Source organism: Bacteroides thetaiotaomicron VPI-5482 (assembly GCF_000011065.1).
Taxonomy (GTDB): domain Bacteria; phylum Bacteroidota; class Bacteroidia; order Bacteroidales; family Bacteroidaceae; genus Bacteroides; species Bacteroides thetaiotaomicron.
Genome location: NC_004663.1, coordinates 4,583,106 through 4,599,308, shown reverse-complemented (window position 1 = coordinate 4,599,308; position 16,203 = coordinate 4,583,106). Strand labels below are relative to the sequence as shown.

10 protein-coding genes are annotated in these 16,203 nt (G+C 42.8%); 2 read left to right on the top strand and 8 right to left on the bottom strand.

Features of this window, described 5'->3' with window-relative positions:
- Positions 1-135: 135 nt before the first annotated feature.
- From BT_RS17950 to prfB, 4 genes are all read right to left on the bottom strand, one after another.
- Entirely contained in the window at positions 136-1,428 is a 1,293-nt protein-coding gene (locus tag BT_RS17950) for an MgtC/SapB family protein (protein ID WP_008767135.1), read from the bottom strand.
- Positions 1,429-1,478: 50 nt separating this feature from the next.
- Positions 1,479-1,946: a CYTH domain-containing protein gene (locus BT_RS17945; protein WP_011108881.1), complete on the bottom strand. Its 468-nt coding sequence runs from the start codon at positions 1,944-1,946 to the stop codon at positions 1,479-1,481.
- 20 nt (positions 1,947-1,966) lie between these two features.
- Positions 1,967-3,019: a porin gene (locus BT_RS17940; protein ID WP_011108880.1), complete on the bottom strand. Its 1,053-nt coding sequence runs from the start codon at positions 3,017-3,019 to the stop codon at positions 1,967-1,969.
- A 445-nt stretch (positions 3,020-3,464) separates the two neighbouring features.
- Positions 3,465-4,581, bottom strand: a protein-coding gene (prfB, locus tag BT_RS17935) for a peptide chain release factor 2 (RefSeq protein WP_161800204.1) whose coding sequence is annotated in 2 segments (ribosomal slippage) — positions 3,465-4,517 and positions 4,519-4,581 — 1,116 coding nt in all. Because the reading frame shifts where the segments join, the coding sequence is not laid out codon by codon here.
- Between the two features lie 105 nt (positions 4,582-4,686).
- Between prfB and BT_RS17930 the strand changes: the two genes are divergently transcribed.
- A complete protein-coding gene (locus BT_RS17930; protein WP_162303123.1) occupies positions 4,687-7,605 on the top strand; it encodes a M16 family metallopeptidase in 2,919 nt (972 codons plus the stop codon).
- A gap of 131 nt (positions 7,606-7,736) precedes the next feature.
- On the opposite strand, the gene BT_RS17925 is transcribed toward BT_RS17930, so the two are convergent.
- A complete protein-coding gene (locus BT_RS17925) occupies positions 7,737-9,542 on the bottom strand; it encodes an AMP-dependent synthetase/ligase (RefSeq protein ID WP_008762502.1) in 1,806 nt (601 codons plus the stop codon).
- 109 nt (positions 9,543-9,651) lie between these two features.
- Here BT_RS17925 and BT_RS17920 point away from each other — a divergent pair, with 109 nt between their 5' ends.
- Positions 9,652-10,719: a M20 family metallo-hydrolase gene (locus BT_RS17920; protein ID WP_008767146.1), complete on the top strand. Its 1,068-nt coding sequence runs from the start codon at positions 9,652-9,654 to the stop codon at positions 10,717-10,719.
- A 7-nt stretch (positions 10,720-10,726) separates the two neighbouring features.
- Here the strand turns inward: BT_RS17920 and BT_RS17915 are convergent, their stop codons facing one another.
- The 3 genes from BT_RS17915 to BT_RS17900 all read right to left on the bottom strand — a co-directional run bounded on the left by BT_RS17915 (position 10,727) and on the right by BT_RS17900 (position 16,105).
- Positions 10,727-11,941 carry an ATP-binding protein gene (locus tag BT_RS17915; protein ID WP_011108877.1) on the bottom strand — a complete coding sequence of 405 codons (1,215 nt, stop codon included), beginning with the start codon at positions 11,939-11,941 and terminating at the stop codon, positions 10,727-10,729.
- A gap of 540 nt (positions 11,942-12,481) precedes the next feature.
- Positions 12,482-13,123, bottom strand: coding sequence for a hypothetical protein (locus tag BT_RS17905; protein ID WP_011108876.1), 642 nt, complete (start codon positions 13,121-13,123; stop codon positions 12,482-12,484).
- Between the two features lie 84 nt (positions 13,124-13,207).
- Positions 13,208-16,105, bottom strand: a complete 2,898-nt coding sequence (locus BT_RS17900; RefSeq protein ID WP_011108875.1) for a glutaminase domain-containing protein — start codon at positions 16,103-16,105, stop codon at positions 13,208-13,210.
- Positions 16,106-16,203 lie beyond the last annotated feature (98 nt).

The window sequence follows — 16,203 nt, the reverse complement described above, 5'->3', positions numbered from 1 at the left end:
CAATTAATTTAAAAATAGCACTATTCAGATACTATTATATCTAAATACAAAGATAGCTTCTTTATTCAAAAAAACAAAATATAAGCCAGTTCCATTGAATGTATTCGGCAACAAAAAGTATGCTCCCCCCCTTTTCTACAAATAGAAGAACAGAAGCAACACAAGATTTACCCCGATCACCGTCCCGAATCCTCCCAAAATCCAGGGACGTAACTTACTACCTTTCCCTGCAAAAAACAAAGCATAAAACATATTCACCAGAATATTACTGATAATAGCCTGCATACTGCAAGCCACAACAACCAGTACAGCTACGCTCCCTGTATTCTGCAAAAGGTTCAAGATAAAAGGAGTAATGTCACTAAGTCCGGATACAAAAGAAAGCAGATTCAATCCGCCTGTACCCGCATAAACCAAAGTATAGTGTGTCAGCACTGTAAACACAACGAAGAGAGTGGCAAAAATCAGAGCAACTTTAAATTCGAGCGGGTTACTGCTGTCCTCATCTTCCGACTCATCGGCCATATCCTTGGAGCGTCGATGACGGGAATGGATAAACCACGCAACAACGGCAGCTACCACAGACATAATCAAAAGATAAGGATAGATAGATGTAAATATCTCCCTGCTAAAGATCAGAATCAATATCATAAAACGCAGAAACATCATGCTGACCGCAAGCAGCATAGCAGCTACATATTCGTTCGCCTCCTGCTCGGAAGCCTTTCTGCTTTTACGGGCCAATACCGAAATTGTGGCAGTACTACTATACAATCCACCGATAATGCCGGAAACCAATACTCCCGATTCATGAAACACATAGCGTTTCAGCAAGTAAGACAAATATGAGATACCGGAGACAACAACCGTCGCCAGCCAAATAGAATAAGGAGTGAGATTAATATCCGGAATCAGGTTCTTGTGCGGTAACATAGGCAATATGATACCACTGATAGCCAAGAACTTTGCCAGCGTAATCATCTCATCGTTCTTCATCCGCTGGGCAAACTCCGTAAAGGTGTGTTTAAGCTCTGTCAATAAAAGCACCGTCACAATCACCATCACATAAAACCAGGAAGGCTGGGTAGACACAATAGGAGCCAGACAATAAGTAATCAGCGCAATAATAATGGTCGTTACACCAAAGACATGGAATTGAGACTGCTTGACGTAATAGTTCAAGCCCAGCAATAAACCGAGTACAGCGCCACCACCCATAAACAGACGCATATCCGTAGGATCGAGTATATAAAGCAAATAGCCTAGAATACCAATGAAAGTAAATGTACGGTCAGTCCCGAAGAGAGTTGTTTCCCCTTCACGCTTCAGACTGATCCGTCGTTGCGACAGTCCGATAAGTAAAGAAAATAAAGTAACCAGAACGAAAGTTATCAGTTCCCTCGGTAGATAATTGTACAACTGTTCCATATACTGCTCTTTTAGTACTAAGAACAAATATACAGCTTATTTGTTAACATTCACCACATTTTATACGGTTTTTTCATCAGGTGAGAGTTATAGTAGCGTACATCCCCGGTCACTTCTTCGCCAATAAACCCGGGCTTGACAAACGCCTCATCTTCTGTGCCCAGCTCTACTTCAGCTACAATAAGTCCTTCATTCTCACCGTAGAACTCGTCAACCTCGAAGATATGATTGCCACTACGTACCAGATAACGGGTCTTATCAATCATTCCCGGTTCGCAAAGTTTCATCAGTTCTTCCGCTTCGGACAAGGGAAGTTCCTTTTCCCACTCATAGCGACTGGTACCCGATTCGTTGGAAGCACCTTTGATAGTGAGATAACCTTTATCGTCACGAATACGAACCCGCACCGTCCGACCACGGGCGCTGCAAATATATCCCTGCATAATCCGGCTCTGCGCAAATGCAAAGGATTTAAAATCACCGGAAACTAAAAATTTACGTTCTATTTCTTGTGCCATAGCACAAAGATAATTAAAAATCAAAATCTCGTCATAAACTCAATAACGATTTTATCACGCTCCGACTCTTTGGGAACTCCGGACTTCTGATAGAAATACTTCTCAAAGTTGAGACGAAGATCAGCAATAAAGGCTTTGGAAAGGCTCAGCGTGATGCCGCCTGTCACACGATGACGGGCATAGTCGTTTATCTTCAAAACACCTGTCTCACTGTCCGCCAGCCCATTACTGTGGTCAGTCATCATATCATAACGGGCCAGAAAAGAAATCTTATTGAATACTTTTTTCAACGGCAAATCATAATTCACAAAGCTATTGACCGCATGAACGTCCTTAAACGCTTCGTGTCCATACATTTTATATAAATACTCCGCTTCGATATGAAAACGATTATTCTGATAGTAGATGCCGGCATCATACATATTAATACGGGTATGTTCCGGCTTTATCATTTGAGTGCTCAAAGTGAGATTCCAATTTTTATTAGGCAGCAACTGTGCTTTTATCGAATAATTCAAGGTCTTATGCCATTCCTTCTGATTAGTCAGACCGGAGCCGTTAAACAATCCACCTTCAAGGACAAAAGGAAGACCTTCTTTTTGTGTATAACAACCGGTGAAGCCGACATCACGCACATTGCCCACCTGCTTGGCTATAAACGAACGATTGGCAAAATACTGCTGATGGGGAGAACGATGGGCGTCAATCGTGAAAGGTACACGCATCTGACCAATCGTAAAATTCAGGTCCTTGACAGGAAATACACGGGCATACGCATCAAGCATCTTGATGGAACCCTCGTCGGACAAATCGATCTCCGCTTTATAGGCAACAATCGGATGTACATTTCCCGAAACACTGAAGCGGGCATTCCGCACTTCAAAACGGCTTTCGTTGGTTTCTGTCTGGAACTCATATTTTCCCCGGATTGTCCCATGAATTTCAGGCAAATAATCTTTCAGTTCCATGGTCTGCTTATCCAGCTGTTTGCCATCCCCGGCATCTTCTTTAGCCTGTCCGCAGGCTGCTGTCGCCATCAAAAGCAGGGCGACGGTTGTTGTAATTCTACTCATTCAGTTGTTTGCTACTTAATTCGCGGCAAAGGTACAATGAGCAAGATACGGAGAGATTACAAAAGAGATACGGTAGAATTACAGAAAGATTACAATGTTGTTACACGGATGACAAAGGGGTTACAAAAAAGAATTCACCACGGACTACCCTCGTCAGCATGGATATTCACCGTCGAAAATCAACGTGTCCCCGTCCATGCAAAACTGTGTAACCTGTGGTGAATCAATCAGCCGAAAAAGGAATATGCGATCAGCATAATCAGTGCCAAAATAATGAGTGAAACAAATACTATCTTGACTACCCGCTGGGCCTGCTCCTCCTCTTTCTTACTATGTGCTACTTTTCTCTTACTTTTACCCATAATGTTAGCTTTAAAGTTCAACGCTAACAAAGTAAAAACAAATCTTTTAACTTTCCAAAAATAACACTCGCTAATTTTTGTTTTTATGATTCCTGCGATGAAAATTCCATCAGATAGGCTTTGATGAATTCCTCGATTTTACCATCCATCACTCCGTTCACATCCGAAGTCTGATAGTTGGTACGATGGTCTTTCACGCGGCGGTCATCGAATACATAGCTGCGAATCTGCGATCCCCATTCGATTTTCTTCTTACCGGCTTCCACTTTCGCCTGTTCTGCCATGCGGTGCTGCAATTCTTTATCGTATAAGATAGAGCGCAACTGGCGCATTGCATTCTCACGGTTCTTCGGCTGGTCACGAGTCTCGGTATTCTCGATAAGGATTTCCTCTTCTTCTCCCGTATAAGGGTCTTTGTACTGATAACGCAGACGAACGCCGGATTCCACCTTATTTACGTTCTGACCACCGGCACCGCCGCTTCGGAATGTATCCCATGAAATGCAGGCAGGCAGAATATTCACTTCGATACTGTCGTCCACCAACGGAGTGACAAACACGGAAGCAAAAGATGTCATGCGCTTGCCTTGCGCATTGTACGGAGAAACACGCACCAGACGGTGAACGCCGTTCTCTCCTTTCAGATAACCATAAGCGAAATCTCCTTCAATATTGATGGTACAGGTTTTGATTCCTGCCTCATCCCCTTCCTGAAGGTTGGCGATAGTAGCCTTGTAACCGTTCGTTTCGGCATAGCGCAGATACATACGCATCAGCATAGATGCCCAGTCCTGACTTTCCGTACCACCCGCACCGGAGTTGATTTTCAACACACAGGCCATCTGGTCGGCTTCATCACGCAGCATATTCTTGAGTTCGAGTGCTTCTACCGCTTCACTGGCTTTCGCATAAGCCGCATCCACATCTCCCTCAGTCACTAATTCCTCTTTATAAAAATCGAACGACAGTTCCAGTTCGTCCGCCAGCGTCTTGACTTCATTATAGCCGTCAATCCACTTTTGCAGGTCTTTCACCAGTTTCATCTGGGCTTCCGCTTTCTTCTGGTCATCCCAGAATCCCGGCGCCTGCGTTCTTAGTTGCTCTTCTTCGACTTGAATTTTTTTCCCGTCGATGTCAAAGATACCTCCTCAGCGCATCAGTGCGCTCTTTCACGTCTTTAAGTTGTTCAATAGTAATCATGTGATTTACAATTTTATCATTTACAATTTACAAATTTCTCTTTTCGGTGCAAAGGTAAGAAAAATTCCGCTACCTTTGTTTCTGTCACTAAAATGTTGTCACAATATGAACAAACTCCTGAAACTTTCATGCTTATCGCTCTTCCTTGCATTAGTGATGAGCAGTTGTAGCTCACAAAAGAAGTATAGCTACGAGACAGTGCCCAATGACCCGCTGAAAGCCCGCATCTACACACTGGACAACGGATTAAAAGTTTACCTCACCGTAAACAAGGAAACTCCCCGCATTCAGACATTCATCGCCGTGCGGGTGGGCGGAAAGAACGACCCGGCAGAAACGACCGGACTGGCACACTACTTTGAACACCTGATGTTTAAAGGTACCGACAAGTATGGCACACAGGATTATGCTGCCGAAAAACCGCTATTGGACCAAATTGAACAGCAATTTGAGATATACCGCCAGACGACGGACGAAGCAGAGCGCAAAGCGATCTACCACACCATCGACAGCCTCTCTTACGAAGCATCCAAATACGCCATCCCCAACGAATATGACAAGCTGATGGCAGCTATCGGTTCCTCCGGCAGCAACGCCTACACATGGTATGACCAGACGGTCTATCAGGAAGATATCCCCTCCAACCAGATCGAGAACTGGGCAAAGATTCAGGCAGACCGCTTCGAGAATAATGTCATCCGCGGTTTCCATACAGAACTGGAAGCTGTGTACGAAGAAAAAAATATGTCTCTGACCCGGGACAACAGCAAAGTGCAGGAGGCGATCTTCTCCTCTCTCTTCCCCAAGCATCCTTATGGAACACAAACCGTATTGGGTACACAGGAGAATCTGAAGAACCCTTCCATCACCAATATCAAGAATTACTATAAACAATGGTACGTTCCCAATAATATGGCCATCTGTATGTCCGGAGATTTAGACCCGGATGAAACCATTGCCCTGATAGATAAATACTTCGGCGGCTTGAAACCGAATCCGGAACTTCCCAAACTGAATCTGCCGAAAGAAGATCCGATCACCGCACCGGTAGTTAAAGAGGTATTAGGTCCGGATGCGGAAAGCGTTGCACTGGCATGGAGATTCCCCGGATTGGCCAGCAAGGATTTCGAGGTTCTGCAAGTTGTTTCGCAAGTATTATACAATGGAAAGGCAGGACTCATCGACCTTGATCTGAACCAGCAGCAGAAGGTGCTGAACAGCTACGGTTACCCGATGGGACTGGCAGATTACTCAGCCTTCATATTGGGCGGACTTCCCAAACAGGGACAAACGCTGGAAGAAGTCAAAGACCTCTTGCTGAACGAAATAAAGAAACTTCGTGCCGGAGAGTTCGATGAGAAGATGCTGCAAGCCAATATCAACAACTTCAAGCTCTACGAGCTCCAAAGCATGGAAAGCAATGAAGGACGTGCCGACATATTCGTCAACTCATTCATTAACGGAACAAACTGGGAGGACGAAGTAACCGCCATCGACCGCATGGCTAAACTGACCAAAGAGGATATCGTGGCCTTTGCCGATAAATATCTGAAGGAGGATAATTATGCCGTTGTCTACAAGAAACAAGGCAAGGACCCGAACGAGAAGAAGATGACAAAACCGGAGATTACTCCCATCGTATCCAACCGGGATGTGGCAAGTCCTTTCCTTACCTCCATACAGGAGAGTGCAGTGAAGCCCGTCGAACCCGTATTCCTCGACTTCAAGAAAGATATGAGCCAGCTGACAGCGAAATCCGACATTCCGGTACTTTATAAGCAGAATGTCACCAACGATCTCTTCCAGCTGATCTACGTATTCGATATGGGTAACAACAACGATAAGGCTTTGGGAACAGCTTTCGACTACCTCGAATATCTGGGCACTTCCGACATGACACCGGAAGAACTGAAAAGCGAGTTCTATCGTCTGGCCTGTACTTTCTACGTTTCTCCGGGCAACGAACGCACCTACGTGGTTCTTTCCGGTCTGAATGAGAATATGCCGGCTGCCATGCAACTATTCGAGAAGTTACTGGCAGACGCACAAGTAAACAAGGAAGCTTACGACAATCTGGTCGGAGATATACTGAAAGCCCGTGCAGATGCCAAACTGAATCAAGGACAGAACTTCTCCCGCCTGATGAATTATGCGATGTACGGCCCGAAGTCTCCTGCCACCAATTTACTGACGGAAGCAGAGCTCGCCAGCATGAATCCACAGGAACTGGTTGACCGGATTCACAATCAGAACAACTACAAACATCGTATCCTGTATTATGGCCCTAGCAGCAGCAAAGACCTGCTGGCTACCATCGAACAATACCACCAGGTACCGGCTACTCTGAAAGATATTCCTGCAGGAAACGAATACTCTTATCTTGAAACTCCGGCGACCAAAGTGCTGGTAGCTCCTTATGAAGCCAAACAGATCTATATGGCGCAAATTTCCAATCTTGATAAGAAATACGATCCGGCTATAGAACCTACCCGCGAATTATATAACGAATATTTCGGCGGAGGCATGAACTCCATCGTCTTCCAGGAAATGTGTGAAACACGTGGACTGGCTTATTCCGCATGGGCGGGTATAATGCCGCCAAGCTATCTGAAGTATCCATATACGATACGTACCCAGATTGCAACTCAAAATGACAAGATGATTGATGCCGTCAATACGTTCAACGATATTATCAACAATATGCCAGAATCCGAAGCAGCCTTCAAATTGGCAAAAGAAGGATTAATCAACCGCATGCGTACCGACCGCATCATCAAAAGCGATATTATCTGGACTTATATCAATGCACAGGATTTGGGACAAAGCGTAGATCCGCGCATCAAACTCTATAATGACGTGCAGACTATGACATTGAAAGATATCGTTGATTTCCAAAAGGAATGGGTGAAAGGACGCACGTATGTGTATTGCATCTTGGGAGACAAGAAAGACCTCGATATGAATAAGCTGAAAGCAGTAGGCCCTATCGAGGAACTCACTCAGGAACAAATCTTCGGTTACTAAAGTATAGTGTTCTCTATAAAATAGCAGATACATAGCCAATTGATACACAAAGAACAAACGGTGAACAGCTTGCCAAATATGCAGCTTGTTCACCGTTTATCGTTTATCATCAGGCCAGACCGAGAAAAGCCTTATTCTTCGTACATCTTCTCAATCAGTTCTTTGTAGTTTTCAGAAACCACTGAGCGTTTCAACTTCAATGTATTAGTCAATTCTCCACGCTCCATGCTGAAAGGTTCAGGAAGTAATGTGAAGCGTTTGATCTGTTCATAATGCGCAAATTGCTGTTGCAAGGTCTCTATCCGTGCACGGAACAGACCGACAATCTTTGGGTGCTGCAACAGTTCGGCCATATCTTTGTATTCGATTCCTTTCTCCTTCGCATAGTCCTTGACAAACCCGTACACCGGAACGATCAAGGCAGAAACAAACTTCCGCTGATCTGCGATAATAGCGATCTGGTCAATATAACGATCTATCACCAGTTTGGTTTCCAATGCTTGCGGAGCAATATATTTACCATTCGACGTCTTAAACAAATCCTTAATGCGCTCTGTCAGGAATAACTGCCCATTCTTGAAATAACCTGCATCGCCTGTATGGAACCAGCCGTCAGCATCGATAGCAGCGGCAGTAGCTTCCGCCTTTTTATAATATCCTTTGGTTATACTTTTTCCACGGAGCAGGATTTCATTGTCTTCGCCTATCTTCACTTCCAGTCCCGGCAATACCACACCTACCGAACCGATATCATAACCTACCGGCAAAGTACATGATACCGTAGCCGTAGATTCTGTCAGTCCATAGCCGACCACCATGTTGATTCCTACCGAATGAACAAATTCATTGATTTCATCGGGCACGGCTGCACCGGCTGTCGGAAAGAAATTTCCATTCTCAATACCGATCGTCTTCTTCAGCAAAGAATAAATAGTCTTCTCGTAGAACTTATATTTCAGTTGATTCATCACCGGAGGGGTCTTTCCCAACCGAAGATAATCCAGATTATGGATTCTGCCGACTTTGATGGCATCCAGCATCAGCGCCTTCTTCAATCCTGTCGTTTCATTGATCTTCTCCTGTACACCGGCATATACCTTTTCCCAGAAACGGGGTACGCTGCACATCAGTGTCGGACGAATTTCTTTAATGGTTGTCTGGATATCTGCCGGACGAAGATTGATGCAGATCTGTACTCCTTTATGAATACAAAGATAGCACCATGCCTTCTCGAATACGTGTGTCAACGGAAGGAAGTTCATAGAAACGTCCTTGTCGGTCATTGTCGTCAGACGCTCGTCATGCGTATGGAACTGCTCCAGATAGCACGAATGATGCAACATTACTCCCTTCGGCTCTCCCGTCGTACCGGAAGTATAAAGGATGTTAGCCAGATCATCGTAAGAAGCACGTGCGGTACGTTCTTCCACCACCTCATTATGCGGCAATCCTTCGCCCATTGCCATAAACTCATCAAAATAGATGGAAGAGACATCACGCGGGTCTTTTACTACCGAACGATCGAAAATAATCAGTTGTTGTAACGAGGAACAAAAGCCGAAGATGCTGAATGCAGAATCATACTGATACTGTTCGCCTACAAAAAGATAACGGATTTGCGCATCGTTGATAATGTATTGTGCCTGTGCGGGTGAACTCGTTGCATAGAACGGAATAGTAACCCCACGATTGGCAAATGCGCCGAAATCGACATAGAACCATTCAGGTTTATTCTGTGAAAAAATACCGATATTCTCTTGTTCCTCCACTCCTAGCGCAACGAAAGCATTAGCAGCCTGTCGTACAGTTCCGGAGAATTGATTCCAGGTAATCGGAATCCATTGTGCTGTCTCATAGTCGCGGTATCTCAATGCTACCCTGTCGCCATACTTTTCAGCCTGACGGTGGACCAAGACAGATAAATGATGATAAGTCATACTCTTTGTATTGATAAATATGGTACAAAGGTATTAGTTTTATTTGAAACTATTGCGCAAAACGAGTATCTTTGTGCAAATATTAAGCTCTAAATTAACAAGTTTGTATATGAAATACGATATTCCAACCATGACAGCCGAAGCTGTAAGCCTGTTGAAATCACTAATCAGCATTCCGTCCATCAGTCGGGAAGAGACGCAAGCCGCTGATTTCCTGCAAAATTATATCGAAGCCGAAGGGATGCAGACCGGACGCAAGGGAAACAATGTTTGGTGCCTCAGTCCTATGTTCGACCTTAAAAAGCCGACAATCCTGCTCAATTCTCATATCGACACGGTAAAACCCGTAAATGGCTGGCGCAAAGACCCTTTCACACCCCGCGAGGAAAACGGTAAATTATACGGATTGGGCAGTAACGACGCCGGAGCCAGTGTTGTTTCGCTCTTACAGGTGTTCCTGCAACTATGTCGCACTTCTCAAAATTACAATCTCATCTATCTGGCTTCCTGCGAAGAAGAAGTTTCGGGTAAGGAGGGAATTGAAAGTGTATTACCGGGGTTACCCCCTGTTTCATTCGCTATCGTAGGCGAACCTACGGAGATGCAACCTGCCATTGCCGAAAAGGGGTTGATGGTACTGGATGTAACTGCTACGGGAAAAGCCGGACATGCCGCACGCGATGAAGGAGATAATGCCATTTATAAGGTATTGAACGATATCGCCTGGTTCCGTGATTATCGTTTCGAGAAAGAATCACCTTTACTCGGACCGGTAAAAATGAGCGTTACGGTCATCAATGCAGGCACTCAGCACAATGTAGTTCCCGATAAATGTACATTTGTTGTTGATATCCGAAGCAACGAACTTTACTCCAACGAAGATTTATTTGCAGAGATCAGAAAGCATATAGCCTGCGATGCGAAAGCCCGCTCGTTCCGCCTCAACTCTTCACGAATTGATGAGAAACATCCGTTCGTACAGAAAGCGGTGAAGATGGGACGCATACCTTTCGGTTCCCCGACTTTGTCAGATCAGGCATTGATGTCCTTTGCGTCGGTAAAGATCGGTCCGGGACGCTCTTCACGTTCACATACAGCCGAAGAGTATATTATGCTGAAAGAGATAGAAGAGGCTATCGGGATTTATTTAGATTTGTTAGACGGACTAAAGCTTTAGTCCGTCTTTACCACTCATCAAGTAGAAAATCGGCTATATGCCGATGCTTAACCCCTTCAATATTATCTTGCCATAGATCATCCATACTAACCACATATTTAGGATAATGATCATCAATTGCCAGTAAAGGGGCAAACTCACGATCGATGGTTGCTTGCAAGCCAAGTTGATAAGTAACCTGCACATATATTTTCTCTTCACGCCTAATGGCTACAAAATCAACTTCTTTTTCATCCTGTTTACCTACATATACTTCGTATCCGCGGCGTTTCAACTCCATGCAAACCAAATTTTCGAGCATTCCCCCTATTAAGCGGTCCCGATATCCCATCACAGAATAAATTAATGAAAGATCACTTACAAAATACTTTTCATTGGTTTGCAGAATCTCTTTGCCCTTGATGTCATAACGTGGTATACGTTGAATGACAAAAGCACTATCTAAAGCATTGAGATAATTATAAATCGTATTGATATCTACTTTCCGTTGCTGACTTTTGAAATAGTCGGCAATATTTTTCGCATTTAGTTTATTCCCAATATTATCAAAAACAAACTTCACCACTCTTTCAAGCATTTCTACGTTACGAATGCTATGCCTCTGCACGGTATCACGAAGAATGACAGAAGAATAAATATCATACACTATTTTGTAGATAGCATTATAATCATAGTTTGCCGTATGAATAGCCGGAAATCCTCCCATACGAAGATATTTCAGAAACTCCGTTTTACGGTCGGATACAGAAATTGTCAGCGGGAGATCATGAAATAATAGATATTCTCTAAAGGATAAAGTCATAATGTGAAAGGCAACGTATCTTCCTGCCAAATAAGTCGAAAACTCGGAAGATAGTAAACGTGAATTAGAACCTGTCACATAAATATCTACATCCAAGTCAACCAAAAAGGCATTCACTGCCTTTTCCCAATCTGTAACTTCCTGAATCTCATCCAAGAGAATATAATATTTTCCCGAGGCTTTCGTAGCTTCCCGAATATGAGCGTATAACGCCTTCGCCTCCTTCATGTCTATCCACTCGAAACTTTCAAAGTTCATATAAATAATATAATCCTCAGATACTCCTCTTCGTAAAAGTTCCTCACGAATTAAACGCAACACGACCGACTTGCCACAGCGACGAATACCAGTGATAACTTTCACAAATGGCTTATCAATAAAAGGAGTGATTTGCTCCATATAAAGTTCACGATTAATCATACAACTGAAGTTTTTAGGGTTATAGACACAAATATAAATAATTAATCGGAAGTTTTTAGGGGTATACCCCTAAAAACTTCCGATTTCAAGTATGTTTTATGGTTATAGACAGAAACGACAATGGCATTTATGAAAAAAGGGGCACCTCCTGTATCTTTATCTAAGATAAGAAATTTAGCCACCATCATAATAACGGTGGCTAAATCAAAGAAAAACAACCAGTTTCAATGGTCTATTCAATCCATCCCGGATTTACAAAGAGCATAGAGAAAAAAGTTTACCCGATTCATATTATATATCAAATCAGACATTTCCATGCGATCCACTATTGCTCATTTTGTTAAGATACTGTTTCCATATCAAAAAGGCAATTATGCCTAACAGATTAAATAACAAAACCAAAATGACCCATAAATATTTATATGGTTTAGTAAGTTGATGACTTTTCAACACGACCAATATCCCAATCAACAAAATCAGAACATAAACAATTTCAAAAAACATTGGAGGCATAATCATAATTTTTATTCTCAATAATCATTAATATGCAGAAACTGTAACACTTCCCTTTCCCGCACTCTTATCGTATGTCCCTGAAGAATTAATAACATAAGAAAGTTTAAAGCCAACAACCTGAGTTATAGTTGCCTTAATTTTCCCCGTACTATTAAATGATATAGCATTTCCTGATACATAGCCACTCGCATAAGATTGAGAATACGTATAAACTGATAATCCTGTTATATCTGTCATTACTGTTACATTTTTGTTATCTTCGATCAAAGTTACACTAAACCATGTAAGATTCCAAATCCAATCACTGAATGAATAAATTTCACTACGTGTTTTAGCAAGCGGCACACTAGGTTTCTGCTCTTTAGTAGAATAAAACATACAGCCATTTTCTTCTTTATCCTTATACATCTTTAATTCAACAGGGTGTTCTCTAAGTTGTTTTATATCACGAAACAATTCTTCAATTTCTTCTAATGACATCTCATTTTCAGTCTTTTCTGAAGGATTAATCTCAAAGAAATCGACGTTTACATCATATTTTTCAGCTAATGATGCAATCTTTGTTTTAACTTCTTCCTTCTTAACTTCTGAATTAGCATCAAACTCTTCATTTGTACATGCAATTATTACTACCATAGTAACAACTAAATAAAATAAACCTTTCATATTCATAATGTTTTTATTTAAAATAATAAATCAACTATATCATATTGCTCCGAATATACCTTCTAAAAGACATTAAGATTCTAATTATTCCTTTTCCAACAACCTGATAAAATAGGCACCTACTACAGTACGCCCCGTAAATCCTACTATAGTTTTCCCATCCGTATTTATCAAATCAGCCATTGGTGTGCGATCTGTAGTCTCATTCATAAACTTATGAAGCGGCAACATAAGCTTACGGAATTGCATACGGTCAGCACTCAACGAAGCAGTCCATACTGTCCAATCCACTTTCGTATAACTATGTCTGCTATCCAACGGACATCCAAACTCATTCATCTTAGTAAGATAGAAATCCGTCTCTTTCTGAATAACTCTCTCCGGGAAAAGATTCAAGCCAAGCAGCCTGTCCCACACCAGATTATACTTCATCCCCCAACTATCCGGTTGGTCAAAAGCCAGTCGGTAATGGTCACCCGCATAAGCAGCCATTTCCCATTCTTTAGCCATCTCACCGGCAGCATTCATATACTTCTCCGCTTCTTCTTTCTTATTCAGCATTTCTGCCAGACGTGCATACGCTGCAATACCCAAAACACCTTTGGCGGATAAATTAGCATGATGAGGGCAGTTCCCTGCAAAATTATCTGTAGTAAGCTGATCACCGGTATCCGTGCCGTTTTCCAATAAATACTCAGCCCATTGAGTCAATGTCTTCCAATGCTTTTCTGCATACGAAGCATTCTTTTCCATTTTAGCAATAGCAGCAGTCATTATCAATCCGTTTCCTGCTTCTTCTACAGGCATATCACCACCTATCGTCTGCCCGTTTACGATAGGATATCCTCCTAAATCATGCGGAGGAAATGGCTTTCCCCATTTCCCGCTTTCACTATAATAAAAGAACGGATTAAGCATCGCTTTTACCAAATCGGGATTGTAGCGAAGATATAGTGGTGAAGCCGGATAATATTCATCCACCGGACCTACCTGCGGAGTAAAATAAAGCAATTCTCCATCCGAATCTTCAGACATCTGGAAAGCGGATACAGACTGACGATAAGCCAAAGCACAGAGTTCAGCATATTCTTTTCCTCCGGCAAGGTAAGCATCCGCCATCAATTGACGGTCAAAAGCATAACATTTTGCCATCACTTCTTTATAATCTTTCTCTGCATCTGCATACAAATCTTCTATGCTTGATTTTCCGTCTTTATTCCAATAAGGTCTTAAGTCCTCGCCGAAATAAGCCATTGTATACAGTCCGTCAAAGGCTGCAGTGAGATGTTGCGGGAAATCGCTGTTCATATCCAGCTTCTGTGCAAATGCAGCATAGCGTTTCTCGGCAGACTTTCTCATTTGTTTCAGATCTCCCTCTTTCATAAAGTATGCCCTCATTTCGGCTGCATCCCCCTGTGCACAGGTCACGTCATCCTTTGTTCCCAGATAGAAATATCCCCATGACCGTCCATCTTTCTCTTTATCCACCCATAATTTCTGATTTTCCTGTCCGGTCTTCATCAGAGCCAGTCCATCCTTTTCATATATTTGTGTAGATTGTCCGGCACGAAATGCCTTGTGCGGGTCTATTTCAAAATAAACAGCAACATCATGTTCTTTGCCATCCAATGCTTTAGCCTGATAAGAGATATAATTGACCGGACGGGCAAGTGTCTCCAGATCGTCCAACAGATAAGGAGCGGTAAAGCTAAGTTTCAGTTCTACATCTCCACATTCGAAGGTATAATGTGTTTGGGTTGCTTGCACATCGACAGACGTTTGTTCAGCTTCCCTCAATTCTGCATATAGTCCGAAGTCAACCAATGCACCTCCCATACGATTCTCACAATGAGCGGCAATCACGGCTTTCCCATCTTTCATAGTTTCTGCAATAGAATCCGGGATATTTACTCTGAGATCACTTTTCCACTCATATCCCGTGCTGACCAGTTGCATTCCATTCACATACAATTGAAATACATCATCATGGGAATAGCGTAAATACAGTTGCTTGTTTTTCACCAACGCCGGGTCGAATGTCAGTTCGCGCCTCACCCATATATTAGGTGAGAACCAGGGAGTATGCACATTTCGTTGATCATCCGTGCCGAAGGCCGCCTGTCCTTCTGTCCATGTTGTATCGTCAAACTCTTTGGCTTCCCAATTTTCCTGAGGTTGCTCCATAGTATATCTTCCCGTCCACTCTTTTTCATAAGAGATGGGGGCTACCTTTTCCACCGGCATAGTCGGTTCCTCGGCAAAGAGTCCGAAGTCTACCAATCCTCCTCCCACACGATTCTCACAATGAGCGGCAATCAACGCTTTTCCACTTTTCATTGTTTGCAGAATTGAGTCCGGGACTTCCACTTTAAAGTTTGCTCCCCAGTCATATCCGGTATTCACCAATTGCTTCCCATTGATGTACAATTGAAATACATCGTCATGAGAATAGCGCAAATAAATCTTTTTATGCTCCAGAAGATACGGATCAACTTCAACCTCTCTTCGTACCCAAATATTAGAAGAAGTCCATTGTGTTCTTGCTTCCCACATGCCAGGCGTGCCAAATGCCCCTTCTGACAATTGCCAGTACTTGTCATCAAAATCCGGTTGCTCCCATCCTTCATCAGGAACTAATGAAGTGAACTTTCCTTCCCACTTTTCATGGTCAAGCGCCATCGGAGCGATAGCTTGCATCGGCAGTTCTTTACTACCCATAAAACGGTACATAGCACCGTCTACCCGTAAGAAGCCAACAAAAGGAAGTTGTGTGCTGCCGCCAAAAGTCATATTCTGTTTGTTCAGTTCATCCGTCATAGACCAAAGTTTCACATGCGGATGCAAAGTTAATAACGGATAAGCAGGCGCACGAAGGTCACTTTTAGTAGTTTCATCAGAGTAAGGAGTACTTTTGCAAGCTGCCAATACTGCTATTAGCAGATAAATGAATGTTTTATTCATTAGTGTTTTATAAATTCTCATTCGGTTACTATATTTATTTCTATTATCACACAATAAACAATCCGTAGATTCCTAAATGCACAAGCGAAGTGATTGACAACAACCGTATTAATTCCATA